Annotated in this window: 11 protein-coding genes; 5 read left to right on the top strand and 6 right to left on the bottom strand. The window is 66.5% G+C overall.

Annotated features, from left to right (window positions below; genetic code table 11):
- Positions 1–3 precede the first annotated feature (3 nt).
- Entirely contained in the window at positions 4–3,246 is a 3,243-nt protein-coding gene (locus GPICK_RS14790) for a UvrD-helicase domain-containing protein (protein WP_039744479.1), read from the top strand.
- A gap of 13 nt (positions 3,247–3,259) precedes the next feature.
- Here GPICK_RS14790 and GPICK_RS14785 read toward each other — a convergent pair whose 3' ends face one another.
- From GPICK_RS14785 to GPICK_RS14765, 5 genes are all read right to left on the bottom strand, one after another.
- The gene (locus GPICK_RS14785; protein WP_039744478.1) at positions 3,260–3,925 is read right to left on the bottom strand and encodes a nitrite/sulfite reductase domain-containing protein; all 666 of its coding nucleotides are present in this window, start codon (positions 3,923–3,925) and stop codon (positions 3,260–3,262) included.
- 77 nt (positions 3,926–4,002) lie between these two features.
- A complete protein-coding gene (locus GPICK_RS14780) occupies positions 4,003–5,259 on the bottom strand; it encodes a spinster family MFS transporter (RefSeq protein ID WP_039744475.1) in 1,257 nt (418 codons plus the stop codon).
- A 16-nt stretch (positions 5,260–5,275) separates the two neighbouring features.
- Positions 5,276–5,977 carry a response regulator gene (locus GPICK_RS14775; RefSeq protein WP_039744473.1) on the bottom strand — a complete coding sequence of 234 codons (702 nt, stop codon included), beginning with the start codon at positions 5,975–5,977 and terminating at the stop codon, positions 5,276–5,278.
- Complete coding sequence (gene uvrB / locus GPICK_RS14770; protein ID WP_039744471.1) at positions 5,970–7,979, bottom strand: excinuclease ABC subunit UvrB; 2,010 nt, start codon at positions 7,977–7,979, stop codon at positions 5,970–5,972. Before uvrB ends, GPICK_RS14775 begins: the two co-directional genes overlap by 8 nt.
- A 69-nt stretch (positions 7,980–8,048) precedes the next feature.
- Positions 8,049–8,501, bottom strand: a complete 453-nt coding sequence (locus GPICK_RS14765) for a response regulator (RefSeq protein ID WP_039744469.1) — start codon at positions 8,499–8,501, stop codon at positions 8,049–8,051.
- 225 nt (positions 8,502–8,726) lie between these two features.
- Here GPICK_RS14765 and GPICK_RS14760 point away from each other — a divergent pair, with 225 nt between their 5' ends.
- Positions 8,727–8,918: a twin-arginine translocase TatA/TatE family subunit gene (locus GPICK_RS14760; protein WP_039744466.1), complete on the top strand. Its 192-nt coding sequence runs from the start codon at positions 8,727–8,729 to the stop codon at positions 8,916–8,918.
- Positions 8,919–9,011: 93 nt separating this feature from the next.
- Here the strand turns inward: GPICK_RS14760 and GPICK_RS14755 are convergent, their stop codons facing one another.
- Complete coding sequence (locus tag GPICK_RS14755) at positions 9,012–10,904, bottom strand: tetratricopeptide repeat protein (RefSeq protein ID WP_039744464.1); 1,893 nt, start codon at positions 10,902–10,904, stop codon at positions 9,012–9,014.
- Between the two features lie 423 nt (positions 10,905–11,327).
- Here GPICK_RS14755 and GPICK_RS14750 point away from each other — a divergent pair, with 423 nt between their 5' ends.
- Genes GPICK_RS14750 through thiL form a run of 3 tightly spaced genes read left to right on the top strand, consistent with a single transcriptional unit; the run spans position 11,328 to position 15,240 of the window.
- Positions 11,328–11,780, top strand: a complete 453-nt coding sequence (locus GPICK_RS14750) for an Hsp20/alpha crystallin family protein (protein ID WP_039744463.1) — start codon at positions 11,328–11,330, stop codon at positions 11,778–11,780.
- Entirely contained in the window at positions 11,780–14,251 is a 2,472-nt protein-coding gene (gene lon / locus GPICK_RS14745) for an endopeptidase La (protein WP_039744461.1), read from the top strand. The genes GPICK_RS14750 and lon overlap by 1 nt, the downstream gene beginning before the upstream one ends.
- Positions 14,248–15,240 carry a thiamine-phosphate kinase gene (gene thiL, locus GPICK_RS14740; RefSeq protein WP_039744458.1) on the top strand — a complete coding sequence of 331 codons (993 nt, stop codon included), beginning with the start codon at positions 14,248–14,250 and terminating at the stop codon, positions 15,238–15,240. The genes lon and thiL overlap by 4 nt, the downstream gene beginning before the upstream one ends.
- Positions 15,241–15,309: the final 69 nt, after the last annotated feature.

Genomic DNA, 15,309 nt, shown 5'->3' with positions numbered 1-15,309 from the left:
GCCATGGAGTACATCGCCGATCTCCACGTCCACTCGCCTTTTTCCCGGGCCACGAGCAGGGAGTGCGACCCCGCCGGACTCGCCGCCTGGGCCCGGGTGAAAGGGATCCAGGTGGTGGGTACCGGAGACTTCACCCACCCCGGCTGGCTCGCCCGGCTGAAGGAGCTCTTCGTGCCGGTCGAGCCGGGCTTCTTCCGCCTGCGGGACGAAAACGTGCCGTCGCCGCTGCCGGGCCTTCCCGCCGCCCCGGCGCCGGTCCGGTTCATGCTCTCCGCCGAGATCAGCTGCATCTATAAGCGCCACGGCGCGGTCCGCAAGGTCCACAACCTCCTCTACGTCCCCGATCTCGCCGCCGCCGAGCGGGTCAGCGTCCGGCTGGCCGGCATCGGCAACATCGAGTCCGACGGCCGTCCCATCCTCGGCCTCGACTCCCGGAACCTGCTGGAGATCCTCCTGGAGGCGGCGCCGGAGGGGTTCCTCGTCCCGGCCCACATCTGGACGCCGTGGTTTTCCCTCTTCGGCTCCAAGTCGGGATTCGACGCCGTGGAGGAGTGCTTCGGCGACCTCACCCCCCACGTCTTCGCCCTGGAGACCGGCCTCTCCTCCGACCCCGAGATGAACCGGATGATCTCGGCCCTCGACCGCTTCACCCTGATCTCCAACTCCGACTGCCACTCCCCCGGCCGCCTCGGTCGGGAGGCGAATCTTCTCGCCACCGGCTTCGATTTCTTCTCCCTGCGCGATGCCCTGAAGGAGAACCGTCGCGACCGGTTCCGCGGCACCGTGGAGTTCTTCCCCGAGGAGGGGAAGTACCACCTGGACGGCCACCGTGCCTGCGGGGTTTGCCTGGAGCCCTCTGAGACGCGGCACCTCAGCGGCCGCTGCCCGGTCTGCGGCCGCCCCCTCACCGTGGGGGTCCTCCACCGGGTGCTGGAGCTGGCGGACCGCGACCGGCCGCTCTTTCCCGAGGATGCGCCGGAAGTCTTCAGCATGGTCCCCCTCCCCGAGGTGCTCGGCGAGATCCTCGACGTCGGCCCCGCCTCCAAGGAGGTGGCGCGCCAGTACGCCCGGCTCGTGGCCCGCTTCGGTTCGGAGTTCGCCATCCTCCTCCACGCCTCAGGAGAGGAGCTGGCGGAGGCGTCGCCGCTGCTCGCCGAAGCCATCGGCCGCATCCGGGCCGGGCGCGTCATCCGCCACGGCGGCTACGACGGGGAGTACGGCACGATCCGGGTCTTCGAGGAGGGGGAGGTGGCGCGCCTCGCCGGCCAGGGAGGGCTCTTCGGCGACGACACCCCGCGGAGAGGGCGGAAAAAGGCGCCCGCCCCGCGGGTGCCGCTTCCCGCACGGCAGGAAAAGGGTGCGGCGCCGGCGGTGCCGGCGGGGCCCAATCCGGAGCAGGCTGAAGCGATCGGATGCACCGACCGGCAGATGCTGGTGGCCGCCGGCCCTGGGACCGGCAAGACCTTCACCCTCGTCGCCCGACTGGCGGCGCTGCTGGAGCGGCCCGACACGGTGCCGGAGCGGGTATGGGCCATCACCTTCACCAACCGGGCGGCCGTCGAGGTGCGTGAGCGCCTCGTCCGTGCCGCCGGTGCGGCGGGGGAGCGGGTCTTCGTCGGCACCTTCCACAGCCTCTGCCTGGGGTGGCTGCGGGCTGCCGCGCCCGACCTCGCCGTGCTGGGGGAGGAGAGCCGTGACCGCTTCCTGCGCCGCCTCTTCCCCGGGCTGGCGAAGCGGGAGCGGGACTCCCTCGCCGGGGAGATCGCCGCCTTTCTCCACCGGGCGGAGGGGGAGGGGGCCGCGGACGCGCCGCCGGAGCCGGTGCGCCGCTATCTTGACGAGCTGTCGCGCCTCGCGCTCGTCGATCTGGACGATGTGGTGCCGGAGGCGGTCCGCCGGCTGCGGCGTGACGCCTCGTTCCGGCAGCGGATCTGCGGCGGGGTGGCGCATCTCTTCGTCGACGAATTCCAGGACCTGAACGCCTCCCAGTACACCCTGGTGGAGACCCTCGGCCGGGAGGCGGAGGTCTTCGCCATCGGCGACCCGGACCAGGCGATCTACGGCTTCCGGGGGAGTTGCCCCGCCTTTTTCTTCCGCTTTGCCGAGCTCCCCGCCACCCGTCGACTCTCCCTCGTCCGGAACTACCGCTCGGCGGCGCCGATCATCGAGGCTGCCTCGGCGGTCATCGCCCGCAACCGGCTGCGGAGCGGCCTCATCCTCACTGCAGCCACGTGGGGGTCCGGTTCCATCGAGCTCCACCGGCCGACCACGGCCACGGCGGAAGCGGAGTTCATCGCGCGAAGGATCGAGGAGTTCATGGGAGGGACCAGCCACCTTTCCCTCGCCACGGGGCGGGGCGGAGAGCGGGGGCGCGGGCGGAGCTTCGGGGAGATCGCCGTCCTCTACCGGCTCACGAAGCAGGCCGACGAGCTGGCCGCCGCCCTGGAGCGGCGGGGGATCCCCTTCCAGCTCGTGGGGGCCGTCCCCTACTTCCTCGGGTCGGCGGCGCGGGGGCTCACCCGCTTCGTCCTGGCGGCGGACGGCAGCCGGGAGATGGCCCACTGGCTCGCGCTGCTGCGGGAGCTCTCCGGCATCGGCGCGGCGAGCATCGGACGGCTGGAGGAGGCGCTCCCCCTCACCGGCGACTTTTTCTCCCTTGCGGCGGCCGTGGAGCTTCCCCCGGCGGCGGCCGGCCAGGCTGCGGCCCTGGCGCAGGCCCTGGAGCGCTTCCGGGAGACCGCTGCCCAAGACGGGGTTGCCCCGGCCCTTGGGGAGGCGGCCGTCTTCCTCGGCGCCGACGGCGGGCACCCCGACTGCCGGCGCCTCCTGACCCTGGCCGGCAGCTTCGGCGCCGACCTTTCGGCCTTTGCCCGACACCTGCGGGAGTACGCCGCCGAGACGGTCTACGACGACCGTGCCGAGGGGGTGGCCCTCATGACCCTCCATGCCGCCAAGGGGCTCGAATTTCCGGTGGTCTTTCTGGCGGGGTGCGAGGAGGGACTCCTCCCCTGCGCCCTCTGGCAGGACGCCGATCTGGAGGAGGAACGGCGGCTCTTCTATGTGGGGATGACGCGGGCGCGGGAGGCACTGGTCCTCACCGCGGCGGTGGAGCGTCCCTGGTGCGGCCCCGGCGAGCGCCCCCTCTCCCGCTTCGTGGCGGAGATCCCGGAGCATCTGGTCCGGAAAGGCGTGCCCCCCCGCAACGGTTCCCCGGCGCGAGGGAGCGAGCAGCTGACCCTGTTCTGAGGGTGGTTTCTTCTCAGCCTCCGAGCACCTCGGCCCGGAACCGCTCGAATCCGGCCTGCTCGATGGCCTTTCCGAGCCGTAGCTCGCTCCCCGAGTTCCGGTACCATCCGATGATCCGGTCGATGAGGGCGAGGACCTCGTCGTCCGTCGCCAGGCCGTCGGTCAGGAGTTCGGCCAGCTGTGGCCGCGCCCCGGCGTTCCCCCCCACATAGACCCGCCACCCCTTCGGCGTTCCCATGACGCCGATATCCTTCACCGTCACTTCCGCGCAGGAGAGCATGCACCCCGAGATCCCCATCTTCATCTTGTTGGGGAGCTCCATGGCGTGATAGAGGGCGTCGATCTTCAGCCCGAGGGCGACGGAGTCCTGCACCGCCCGCTTGCACCAGGTGGTGCCGGGGCAGATCTTGACGCTCCGCACGCAGAGGCCGATGGCCGCTCCCGGCTTCTCCTGCAGGTCGCGCCAGATGGCGTCCAGGTCGTCTTCCTTCACCCCCATGAGGGCGATCCGCTGGGCCGAGGTGAGCTTCAGTTCCTTTACGCCGTAGCGGTCCGCCACGTCGCAGATTTTACGAAGCGTGGCGGTGTCGGTGATCCCTCCCGGGATATGGGGGGCGATGGCATAGGTTTCCCGATCCCGCTGGAGGATCGCCCCTTTTTCGAGGATGTCTTTCTTCATCGGTGTCTCCTTCGGTAGATGGTTGAACAGTTCTCTATCACACTTTCCGGGCCGGATAAAGGGGGAGCCCCTGCCGGTCACTCGCCGGCCCGGGCCATGTCGCGGGCAATGGTGCCGCCGCAGAGGAAAGAGAAGAGGGCGGCGGCGAGAATGGCGAGGGGGGTGGCGAGAAGGGCGGTGCGGAGCCCCAGGCGATCCGAGAGCCAGCCGATGACGGCGGGGGAGATGGCGTCTCCGAGGGCGTGGATGAAGAAGATGTTGACGGCAAACGCCATGGAGCGGATCGCCGGGCGCGTCACGTTGACGATGACGGTGTTGAGGGGGCCGGTGTTGAGGAAGAGGAAGAACTCGGCCACGAACATGGCGGTGAGGCAGTGGCCGAGGGAGGGGGCGAGGATGGCCCAGGCCGCGGCCGGCGTGCCGATGACAAACCCCCACGCCGAGACGACGAGATGTCCCCGGGGGGTGCGCCGCTGGAGCAGGTCGCCGAGCCATCCGCCGGTCAGGGTGCCGCAGATGCCGGTGACGACGGTGATGGCGCCGAAAATGGTGTTCCCCCGCGCCACGTCGAGGCCGTGCATCCTGAAGAGGAAGGTGGGTATCCACTGGGCGAGGCCGCCGAGGGCAAAGGTCATGGCGGCCATGGCGAGGGTGTTGATGAGGAACGTGCGGTTGTCCAGGAGGGTGCGGTAGCCGGGGGGGGCCGTGGCGTCCGGGGGGCTCCCGCTGCCGTCGCGGTGCGGCTCCTGCAAGAGCCCGAGGGGGAGCGCAAGGGCAAGGCCGGGAAGCCCGACGACGAGGAAGGCGGCGTGCCAGCCGAGACGGTGGCCGATGAGGCCGCCGATGAGGTAGCCGAGGGCACTGCCGACCGGGATGGCGAGGAAGAAGAGGGACAGGATCCGGGCGCGCCGTTCCTTGGGAAAGAAATCGGTCAGGAGTCCCGGCGATACGGTGCCGAAACTCGCCTCGCCGATCCCGACGGCGGCCCTGGCCGCCAGCAGGCCCCGGTAGCCGGAGACGACGCCGGCCGCCGCGGTCGCCACGCTCCAGACCGCCACCCCGGCGGCGGCAAGGCGCGGTCGGCTCCACCGGTCGCCCCACCAGCCGAAGAAGGGCGCCGAGACCATGTAGCAGATCATGAAGGCGCTGCCGATGAGGCCAAGGGCGGTGTCGGAGAGGGCGAGATCGGCCTTGATGAGCGGAAAGACGGCGTAGAGAATCTGCCGGTCGATGTAGTTGAGGAGGTTCACGGCAAGGAGGAGCGCCAGGGCGTAGCGTCCGCCGCGGGAGCGGCGGGGGGGGGGCACCGGTGCGGGCGCATCGTGGCGGGGCATGGCAGACGGCACCGCGCTAGCGCGGCACGTTCTCCGCGACGAACCGTTTCACCAGTTCGGACGTCTCCTTGGCAAGGTCGAGGAACTCGACGCCGAAGCCGTCGGGGAGCCCCTTCTTGATCCGCTGATGTCCCTGGTTGATCCAGGCGACCCGGCTTTCGGTCTCCACCAGTACCGGTCCGGGAAGGACGAAACCGAGGTGGAGGGTCTCGTCGACCTCCATGTTGCACCGGGCGGCCACATAGGCGCCATTGGGGCTGAGATCCTCGACGGTGCCGTGAAAGCTCTCGTCGCCTTTCCGGAAGACGGCGAGGCCGCCATAGCTGACGCGGAGCTGCCGCCGCTCCACGTCGGGGAGGAACCGCCGCCCGACATCGAGGAATTCGCGGCGGTCGAGGGGCTTGGTGATGATGGCGTCGCACCCCGCGGTCCGGCATGCCAGCCGGTCGTCGTCCTTCCCCTCGCCGACGACCATGATGACGGGGATCCGGTGGAGGCGGGGGTCGGCCTTGAGGCGGGCGCAGCACGCGGCGCCGCTCATCTCGGGCATCCGGTAGTCGAGGACGATGAGGGCCGGGCGGTGGGTGCGCACCCGTTCGAGGGCGGCGGGGCCGCTCTCGGCGGTCATGACCGATACGGGCGACTCCCTGAGGAATTCGCACAGCAGATTGAGGAAGAACTGCTCGTCATCCACGAGGAGGACCGTTGGCTCACCCATGGTGGTCCTCCTTCAATCCCAGTTCCCGCGTTTCGAGCCGTTTGATCCGGTCGCGCAACTCCGCGGCCTTTTCGAAGTCGAGCTTTTTCGCCGCGTCGAGCATCTCCTTGCGGAGCTTCTTGACGAGCTTCGGGATCTTCTCTGCCGGGAGGTACTCCTCCCGGGGCTCGGCGGCAAGGGGAATCGTCAGGTAGTCCCGCTCCTCGATCGATTCCAGGATGGTGCGCAGCCCCTTCTTCACCGTCTGGGGGGTGATGCCGTGCTCGGTGTTGAATGTCTCCTGAAGCGTCCGGCGGCGGGCCGTCTCGCCGATGCAGCTCTGCATGGAGCCGGTCACCGTGTCGGCGTACATGACGACGCGGCCGTTGACGTTGCGCGCGGCCCGGCCGCAGGTCTGGATGAGGGAGCGGGCCGAGCGGAGGAATCCCTCCTTGTCGGCGTCGAGGATCGCCACCAGCGACACCTCGGGGATGTCGAGCCCTTCCCGCAGGAGGTTGATCCCGACGAGGACGTCGAACTCACCGAGGCGCAGATCCCGGATGATCTGCATCCGCTGGATGGTGTCGATGTCCGAGTGGAGGTACTTCACCCGGACACCCAAGTCCCGGTAGTAGTCGGTGAGATCCTCCGCCATCCGTTTGGTGAGGGTCGTGGCGAGGACCCGCTCCCCCCGGGCCACCGTCTCGCGGATCTCGTGGAGGAGATCGTCCACCTGGCCGCTCGCCGGCCGCACCTGGATCACCGGGTCGAGGAGGCCGGTGGGGCGGATCACCTGCTCCACCACCACGCCCCCCACCTGGACCAGTTCGTAGTCGGCGGGGGTGGCCGAGACGTAGACCGCCTGGTTGAGCCGCTCGGTGAATTCCCGGAAGGTGAGGGGGCGGTTGTCGAGGGCTGCCGGAAGGCGGAAGCCGTAGTTGACCAGGGTCTCCTTGCGGCTGCGGTCTCCCCGGTACATCCCCCCCACCTGGGGGACGGTGACGTGGGATTCGTCGGCGAAGAGGAGGTAATCGCGGGGGAAGTAGTCGAGGAGGGTGTAGGGGGGCTCCCCCGCCGCCCGGCCGTCGAAGTAGCGGGAGTAGTTCTCGATTCCCTGGCAGAATCCTATCTCCTCCATCATCTCCAGGTCATACATGGTCCGCTGCTCTATCCGCTGGGCCTCCACCAGCATGTTCTCTCCCCGGAACCACTGGATCCGCTCCCGCAGGTCGGTCCGGATCTCTTCGATGGCCCGCTCCAGCGTCTCCCGGGTCGCCACGTAGTGGGAGGCGGGGTAGATGGCGCACTTGGCGAGGCGCTGGAGCACGAGGCCGCGCAGGGGGTCGATCTCGGCGATGGCCTCCACCGTGTCGCCAAAGAACTCGATCCGCAGCGCCTTCTCGTCCTCATGGGCCGGGAAGATCTCCACGATATCGCCCCGCACGCGAAAGGTCCCCCGGTGGAAGTCGACGTCGTTACGCTCGTACTGGATCTCCACCAGTTTCCTCAGGAGCGTCTCCCGGCCGTACTCCTCCCCCTGGTGAAAGAAGACGTGCATCGCCTGGTACTCGGCGGGGGAGCCGATGCCGTAGATGCAGGAGACCGAGGCGACGATGATCACGTCACGCCGGGTGAGGAGGCTGCGGGTGGCGGCGTGGCGCAGCTTGTCGATCTCGTCGTTGATGGAGGAGTCCTTCTCGATGAAGGTGTCGGTGGTGGGGAGGTACGCTTCGGGCTGGTAATAGTCGTAGTAGGAGACGAAATACTCCACGGCATTGTGGGGGAAGAGCTCCTTGAACTCGCCGTAGAGCTGGGCCGCCAGGGTCTTGTTGGGGGCAAGAATGAGGGCGGGGCGGTTCACCGAGGCGATGACGTTGGCCATGGTGAACGTCTTGCCGCTGCCGGTGACCCCCAGCAGGACCTGCTCGCGGTCGCCGCGGAGGATGCCGTCGCCCAGTTCGGCGATCGCCTTCGGTTGGTCCCCGCGGGGAGCGTAGTCACTGACAAGGGTGAAGCGATCCATGGGGGGGATAGTAGCATGAACGGCGGCGCATTGCACCGGGCAAAAGGGCGATGCCCCGCAACACCCCGCTTATTTCGCCGAGTTGTAGAGCTTGGGAATCAGGTTCAGCTGGAGCCAGTAGCTGCCGATAAGGCGCAGCGCCTCGCTCAGCTGGTTGAAGTCGACCGGTTTCCGGATGTAGCTGTTGGCCCCGAGACGGTGACATTCGAGAATGTCCTGCTCTTCGTTGGACGAGGTGAAGACCACCACCGGCAGGAGCCTGGTCCGTTCGTCGGCCCGCAAACGGCGCAGGACCTCGAGGCCGTCCACCTTGGGGAGCTTCAGGTCGAGCAAAATGAGGCGCGGCATGACACCCATGTCGCGGTCGTGGTACGAACCGGTGCCGAACAGATAGTCCAGGGCCTCGACTCCATCGCGCGCCACCACCACGTCGGAAGAAATCCCGTGCTTGCGGAGCGCCCGCAGTGTCAGGATTTCGTCGTCGGGGTTGTCTTCAACGAGAAGAATGTGCCTGTTGGTCATGGGGTCCGTGGGACCCTTCTCATCCCGGCAACCGGTGAAGAAGAGGCGGTGAGATGTTTACATTTTGTTACCTTACCATAAGTGAAAATAAAAAAGGGAGTGTCTAAAAAAAATATACTGAGGTTGTACGTCTGGGCGGTGGGGGCGAGTCGGAGATGTTGCGCTTGATTTTTGGCTATCCCGGTGCAATACTCGATTCTAATACTGATTCGACGGAGGTTTCGTATGTTCGGTTTCGGCATGCCCGAACTCATTGTCATTCTCGTTATCGTCCTGGTGGTTTTCGGGGCCGGACGGCTGCCGGAGATCGGCGGCGCCCTCGGCAAAAGCATCAGGAACTTCAAGAAGGCCTCGGAGGGGAAGGAAGAGATCGAGATCAAGGCCGAAAAGAAGGACGATACCAGGAAAGAAGGGTAGATCCCCTCGGGAGGAAGGGAGGCCGCCTCTTGCGGCAGCCCTCCTTCCCGTTATCCTGTCGCCGTTCAGTGCCGTTTCAGGCACCGCCGGCGGTCAGTGCTTCTTCTTTTTCTTCACCTTTTTCCCCCCGGCTCCCTTCGAACCGTCGGATTTTTTCGACACCCCTGACTTCTTCCCCCCTTTTCCCTTTTTCCCCTTGCGCCCTTTCTTCGAGTACTTGGTCGGTTCGGGAGAGAGTTCCTCCTTGATGTTGCTCAGGAGCACCGCAGTCTCTTCGAGCCCCGGGTCGGCCTTCTTGGCCGCTTCCAGGGCCTCCTTCGCTTCGGTGATCTTGCCGGTCTTGACGTAGACCCGGCCGAGGGCGTTCAGGGACTTGGCATGGTCTCCCTTGAGCTCCACCGCCTTCTTGTACTCTTCCTCCGCCGGACCATACTCCTTTTTGAACTCATAGATCAGACCGAGCTTGTAGTGGCTTGCCGGGTCCTTGGGGGCGAGTTCCACCCCCTCTTTGAGCAGCGCAATAAGCTCGTCGTATTTCTTCCCCTTCACGTAGAGCGACGTCAGGACGTTGCGGCTCTCCGCATCGTCCTTCTTGAGGCGAAGCACTTCCCGGTACTGCTTCTCGGCCTCCTCCGTCTGGTTTCCCTTCCGGTAGAGGGCTGCCAGCTCCCGGTGGGCCTCCAGGTTGTCGGGGTTGAGCTTCAGCGCTTCCTGGTAGGAGGCGACGGCTTCCTTGGGATTCTTGGCGGTGACGAAGACCCGGGCGAGTTTCAGGTGGAGGAGCGGATTGTTGTCGCCTCGCTTGAGGAGTTCCCGGTACTGCTCGATGGCCTGGGGGTAACTGCCGCGCAGTGAATAGATATCCGCCAGCCGGCGCCGGGCGTCGCCGTTCTCGGGGGTGGCCTGCAGCGCCTGCTTGTACTCGACGACGGCTTCATCGATGAGTCCCTTGCGCTCGTAGAGGACGCCGAGGTCGTAGTAGATGTCGCCGGTACCCTTCTTGAGCCGTACGAGTTCCTTGTAGGATGCGATGGCCTCGTCGTCGAGCCCCGCCGCCATCTGGGCATCGCCAAGCTTCAGGAGTGCTTCGGGCCACTCTCCCTTTTCTTTGACGGCGGCCCGGTACTCTTCGGCGGCCTTGGCATACTCCTTCGCCTTCGCCAGGTCGTCTCCCCGCCGGAGATGCTCTTCGGGGAGGATGCCGCGCTGTTTCCCCGCAAGGAGGTATTCGTAGTCGGCAGCCTGGCGGTCCCCCTTTTTCTCGTAGGCGTCGGCCAGGAGCAGGTGGATCTCTTTGTTCTGGGGGGCGGCGATCTGGGCCTGTTTCAGCTCCTCGATCGCCTTGTCGGTCCGTCCGTCGACGGTGTAGAGGGCCGCAAGGCCGAGGCGGGCCCGCTCGCTCGTGGGGGCAAGGGCGATGGCCTTGCGGAATTCCTGCTCGGCCGTGTCGGAACGCCCCATGGCCCGGTGGAGCTCAGCCAGGTCGGTGTGGACGGCCGGGTCCTCGGGGAGGGCTTTGGCCGCTTCGCCGTAATGGTAGAGGGCGAGGGAGTAGAGCTTGCGCTCGGTGAAGATCTTTCCCAGTCCGCGATGATAGAGGGGGTCGGGGGTGGTGGCGATGGCCCGGGTCAACTCCACGACCGCATCGTCGTATGCCCCCTTCCGGAGGAGGGCCAATCCCAGATTCCCCTGAACCCGCGGCAGCGACGAATCGAGGCGGAGCACTTCGCGGTATCCCTTGATGGCGTCGTCGAGACGATTCTCCCGCTCGGCCCGGAGTGCCAGAACAAAACGCCCCGGGGCACCATTGGGGCAGTATTCCAGGATGCGGTCCTCGGCACCCTTCGGATCGCTTTCATCGCCCGTGGCGAGATCGACGGCAATGCTCCGGGCCTCGCCGCAGCGCTGCTCGGCCGACCTGGCGGCGCCGGTGGTCAGGGCGGCGACGGAAAGGGTGAGGGTGAGGGTTGCGATGGTTCTTTTCACGAGATTCCTCCCGGAACGTTTTTGTGAGTAAGTGCCCGAGAAACAGGCCGGATGTTCGATGGTGGTGCGGACCCCTCCCGGGGGCGGCATTCGGCCGAGGGCGGCGATCGGGTTACGGCCGGCGGTGGAGCGGGGAGCGGCAGGGAACCGGTGGCCGGCAGGCACAGAGTGCTTGGTCGTTCGGCCGGAGGCGGCCCGCGCTTTCTGCTTTTGATAGGGCTCCGCCCGCAGGCGAGACGGGGGGGATTATACACAGTGGGGAGGGGAAATTCAATTTTTAACGCTGCCGGGCCGCCAGGAGGGGCGCGCCGGGCAGATTACCTTGACTTCGAACGCAAAGATGATTAAATCATCAAAAACTTGGGTCCGGCCTCCGCAGCAGAGGGGAGGAGCCACGGGGCCCGATGGGCAGACGGGGGTGTTATGGCTGTGATTCCCAAGGAACCGCTCGACTGGATGACGCTGCTGCAGCTCAAGGTGGACGAGGTCTTTGACCTCCTCGCCCGGAGCGATAGCGGGGAGCGCCTCGGCGAATGCGATTTCGTCCCCCTCGTCGATATTTTCGAGACGCCCGATTCCTTCACCATCGAAGTGGAACTCCCCGGTTTCGAGGGGAGCGAGATATCCCTCAAGCTCTGCTGCAACATGCTGATCGTCGAGGGAACAAAGCGGGACGACACCCGCGAGGGGGTCGGCTACATCTGTCTGGAGCGTCATTTCGGCCGTTTCTGCCGGGCCATAGAGGTGCCGCCGACCGTCGACCTTGCCGGCGTCAGGGCGCGCTACCGGCAGGGGGTCCTGACGGTGGTCTTTCCCCGCCTGTCGGACAAGGGGCAGATCATCCGCGAGATACCGATTGAACAAGGAGATGTGTGATGAAAGATAAAGAAGATACCGTGGAAGCAAAGCAGGAAAGCGAAGAGCTCAAGATACCGGACATCCTGCCGCTCCTGCCGGTGCGGGACGTGGTGGTCTATCCGTACATGATCCTCCCCCTCTTCGTGGGGAGGGAGATTTCGATCAGCGCGGTGGACCAGGCCCTCTCCCGCGACCGCCTCATTTTCCTCGCCACCCAGAAGGAGATGGGGGACGAGGAGCCGACCCCGGAGGGGATCTATTCCGTCGGCACCGTGGCGATGATCATGCGGATGCTCAAGCTTCCCGACGGGCGGGTGAAGATCCTCGTCCAGGGTCTCGCCAAGGGGCGGATCGTCGAGTTCGTCGACGACAAGCCCTATTTCTCGGTCCGGATCGAGCGGATCGTGGAACCGGCGGCCACCGAGGAGTCCCTGGAGACCGAGGCCCTGATGCGGGCGGTCAAGGAGCAGCTCTCCAAGGTCGTCTCCCTCGGCAAGGTGATCTCCCCGGAAGTCCTCGTCATCGTCGAGAACATGCAGGAGCCGGGAAGCCTGGCCGATCTCATCGCGAGCAATATCGGCCTCAAGGTGGACGACGCCCAGCGGCTCCTCGAGATCATCGATCCCCTGGAGCGGCTTCAGAAGGTGAACGAACTCCTCAGCAAGGAACACGAGCTCCTCGACATGCAGGCGAAGATCCAGTCGGCCGCCAAAGAGGAGATGGGGAAGAGCCAGCGCGAGTACTTCCTGCGGGAGCAGCTTCGTGCCATCCAGCAGGAGCTCGGCGAGACCGATGCCCGTGCCGAGGAGATCAGCGAGCTCCGCAAGTCGATCGATCAGGCCAAGATGCCGTCGGCGGTGGAGAAGGAAGCCCTCAAGCAGCTCGGCCGGCTGGAGCAGATGCACCCCGATGCCGCCGAAGCGGGGATGCTCCGGACGTACCTCGACTGGCTGGTGGAGCTGCCGTGGGGGAAATCGACCAAGGATGTCCTTGATATCAAGCGGGCGAAGGAGATCCTGGACGAGGATCATTTCTACCTGGAGAAGATCAAGGAGCGGATCCTGGAGTTCCTCGCCGTCCGCAAGCTCAAGAAGAAGATGAAGGGGCCGATCCTCTGCTTCGTGGGCCCTCCGGGGGTGGGGAAGACCTCTCTCGGCAAGTCCATCGCCCGGGCCATGGGGCGAAAGTTTGTCCGGATCTCCCTCGGAGGGGTGCGCGACGAGGCGGAGATCCGCGGCCACCGCCGCACCTACGTCGGCGCGCTGCCGGGGCGGATCATCCAGGGGCTCAAGCAGGCCGGCTCCAACAACCCGGTCTTCATGCTCGACGAGCTCGACAAGCTCGGCTCCGACTTCCGGGGCGATCCCTCCTCGGCGCTGCTGGAGGTTCTCGATCCGGAGCAGAACCACATGTTCTCGGACCACTACATCAACCTCCCCTTCAGCCTCTCCAACGTGATGTTCATCGCCACGGCCAACCAGATGGACACCATCCCGGGGCCGCTCCTCGACCGGATGGAGGTGATTTCCCTGGCCGGCTACACCGAGGAGGAGAAGCTGGAGATCTCCAAGCGCTACCTGATCCCGCGCCAGACCAAGGAGAACGGCATCACCGACAAGCAGATCAGCTTCACCGACGAGGCGATCCGGACGATCATCGCCAAGTACACCCGGGAGGCAGGGCTGCGGAACCTGGAACGGGAGATCGGCGGGGTCTGCCGCAAGGTGGCGCGGAAGGTGGCCGAGGGGGATACGCGGCACTTCCGGATCACCCCGGCGGCGGTGGCGAAGTATCTCGGTCCGGCCAAGTTCATCCGCGAGGGGGAGATGGAGAAGAACGAGATCGGCACGGTGACCGGTCTCGCCTGGACCCCGGTGGGGGGCGAGGTCCTCTTCGTGGAGGCAACGACCATGAACGGCAAGGGGGGGCTCACCCTCACCGGCCACCTGGGAGATGTCATGAAGGAGTCGGTGCAGGCGGCCCTCTCCTATATCCGGTCCAAGTCCAGGGAGTTCCATCTTCCGGACGATTTCCTCTCGGGGGTCGACATTCACGTCCACGTTCCGGCCGGCGCCATCCCGAAGGACGGCCCCTCCGCCGGTGTCACCATGGCGACGGCCCTCGTCTCCGCCCTCTCCCGCATCCCGGTCCGCAAGGATGTGGCGATGACCGGCGAGATCACGCTGCGGGGGAAGGTGCTCCCCATCGGCGGCCTCAAGGAGAAGATGCTCGCCGCCATCCGTGCCGGCATCAAGACCATCGTCATTCCGGAGCAGAACCTGAAGGATCTGGAGGAGGTGCCGAAACATATCCTGAAAAAGGTTACGGTCGTCACTGCCAAGGTGATCGACGATGTCCTCCAGGTGGCCCTTGAGACGTTCCCGCCGGCTCCTCCTGCAGGGGCTGAAAAGCCGGCGGCCAAGGCGAAAACCGCTCCTCGCCGGGTCACGGCGCCGGCCAAAGGGGTTGTTGCGGGGGCCAAAGGGTGAATCTCCGGGAGATAGGGGAATTCGGCCTCATCGGCCGGATCGCCTCCCGGGTGACAACGGGGCCGGCGGTGCGGATCGGCATCGGCGACGATGCCGCCGCCACCGAGCCGACCCCGGGGCGCCTCATTCTCACCACCTCCGACATGCTCGTAGAGGGGGTCCACTTCGATCTTTCCTTCACTGATCCGTACCGGCTCGGCCGAAAGTCCCTGGCGGTGAACCTCTCCGATATCGCCGCCATGGGAGGGGAGCCCCGGGACTTCCTTCTCTCACTCGCCATCCCGCCCGGGCTGTCCGTCGAGTTTCTCGACCGCTTCGCCGAGGGGATGCTCTCCCTGGCCGACGAGCACGCCGTGGCGTTGGTCGGTGGGGACACCTGCCGTTCGCCGGCGGGACTCGTCATTTCCGTCACCCTCCATGGTGAGCAGCAGCCCGACTCGATCGTCCGCCGCCACGGGGCCCGACCCGACGACCGCCTCTTCATCACCGGCACGGTGGGCGATTCGGCCATGGGGCTGGAGCTTCTGCGCAGGGGGGAACGGGAGGGATGGGCAGTGGAGCGCCATCTCGACCCGTCGCCCCGGGTTGCGGCAGGCCGGGCACTGGCCGCGGCGGGGCTTGCCACGGCCATGATCGATGTGAGCGACGGCGTCGTCGCCGACCTGGGGCACATTCTGGAACAATCCGGTTGTGGCGCCCGGGTGGAGGCGGCGCTCCTCCCCCGCTCTCCGTTCTTTCGCGAAGAAGCGGGGCGGGTCGCCTCTTCACCGGATCTCCTGGCTCTGACCGGCGGCGAGGACTACGAGCTCCTCTTTTCCGTGCGTGCGGAGCGCGAGCATGAGGTCGCCGCGGTACTCCGGGGGACGGGGACGACCGCCACCGCCATCGGCAGTATCACCGCCGGCAGCGGGGTGACGGTCGTGGCGGCCGATGGCGCGGAGCTGGCGCTTCCCCGTGGTGGTTACAACCACTTTGCGAACGGAATGTGAACAGTCTCTGACCCGGGTGCCGGTTTCGGAACGATTGTTGCTGCCGAAAAATCTCAAATCCCCGCATAC

This window comes from Geobacter pickeringii (assembly GCF_000817955.1).
GTDB lineage: Bacteria > Desulfobacterota > Desulfuromonadia > Geobacterales > Geobacteraceae > Geobacter > Geobacter pickeringii.
Note: the sequence above shows the minus strand (reverse complement) of the source record. Positions and strands in the feature narration are given on the sequence as shown.

Coding starts and splice junctions, on each gene's coding strand:
- uvrB (WP_039744471.1), bottom strand. CDS start 7,979: ATGGATCGCTTCACCCTTGTCAGTGACTACGCTCCCCGCGGGGACCAA.
- GPICK_RS14790 (WP_039744479.1), top strand. CDS start 4: ATGGAGTACATCGCCGATCTCCACGTCCACTCGCCTTTTTCCCGGGCC.
- GPICK_RS14780 (WP_039744475.1), bottom strand. CDS start 5,259: ATGCCCCGCCACGATGCGCCCGCACCGGTGCCCCCCCCCCGCCGCTCC.
- GPICK_RS14785 (WP_039744478.1), bottom strand. CDS start 3,925: ATGAAGAAAGACATCCTCGAAAAAGGGGCGATCCTCCAGCGGGATCGG.
- GPICK_RS14760 (WP_039744466.1), top strand. CDS start 8,727: ATGTTCGGTTTCGGCATGCCCGAACTCATTGTCATTCTCGTTATCGTC.
- GPICK_RS14775 (WP_039744473.1), bottom strand. CDS start 5,977: ATGGGTGAGCCAACGGTCCTCCTCGTGGATGACGAGCAGTTCTTCCTC.
- GPICK_RS14765 (WP_039744469.1), bottom strand. CDS start 8,501: ATGACCAACAGGCACATTCTTCTCGTTGAAGACAACCCCGACGACGAA.
- GPICK_RS14750 (WP_039744463.1), top strand. CDS start 11,328: ATGGCTGTGATTCCCAAGGAACCGCTCGACTGGATGACGCTGCTGCAG.
- lon (WP_039744461.1), top strand. CDS start 11,780: ATGAAAGATAAAGAAGATACCGTGGAAGCAAAGCAGGAAAGCGAAGAG.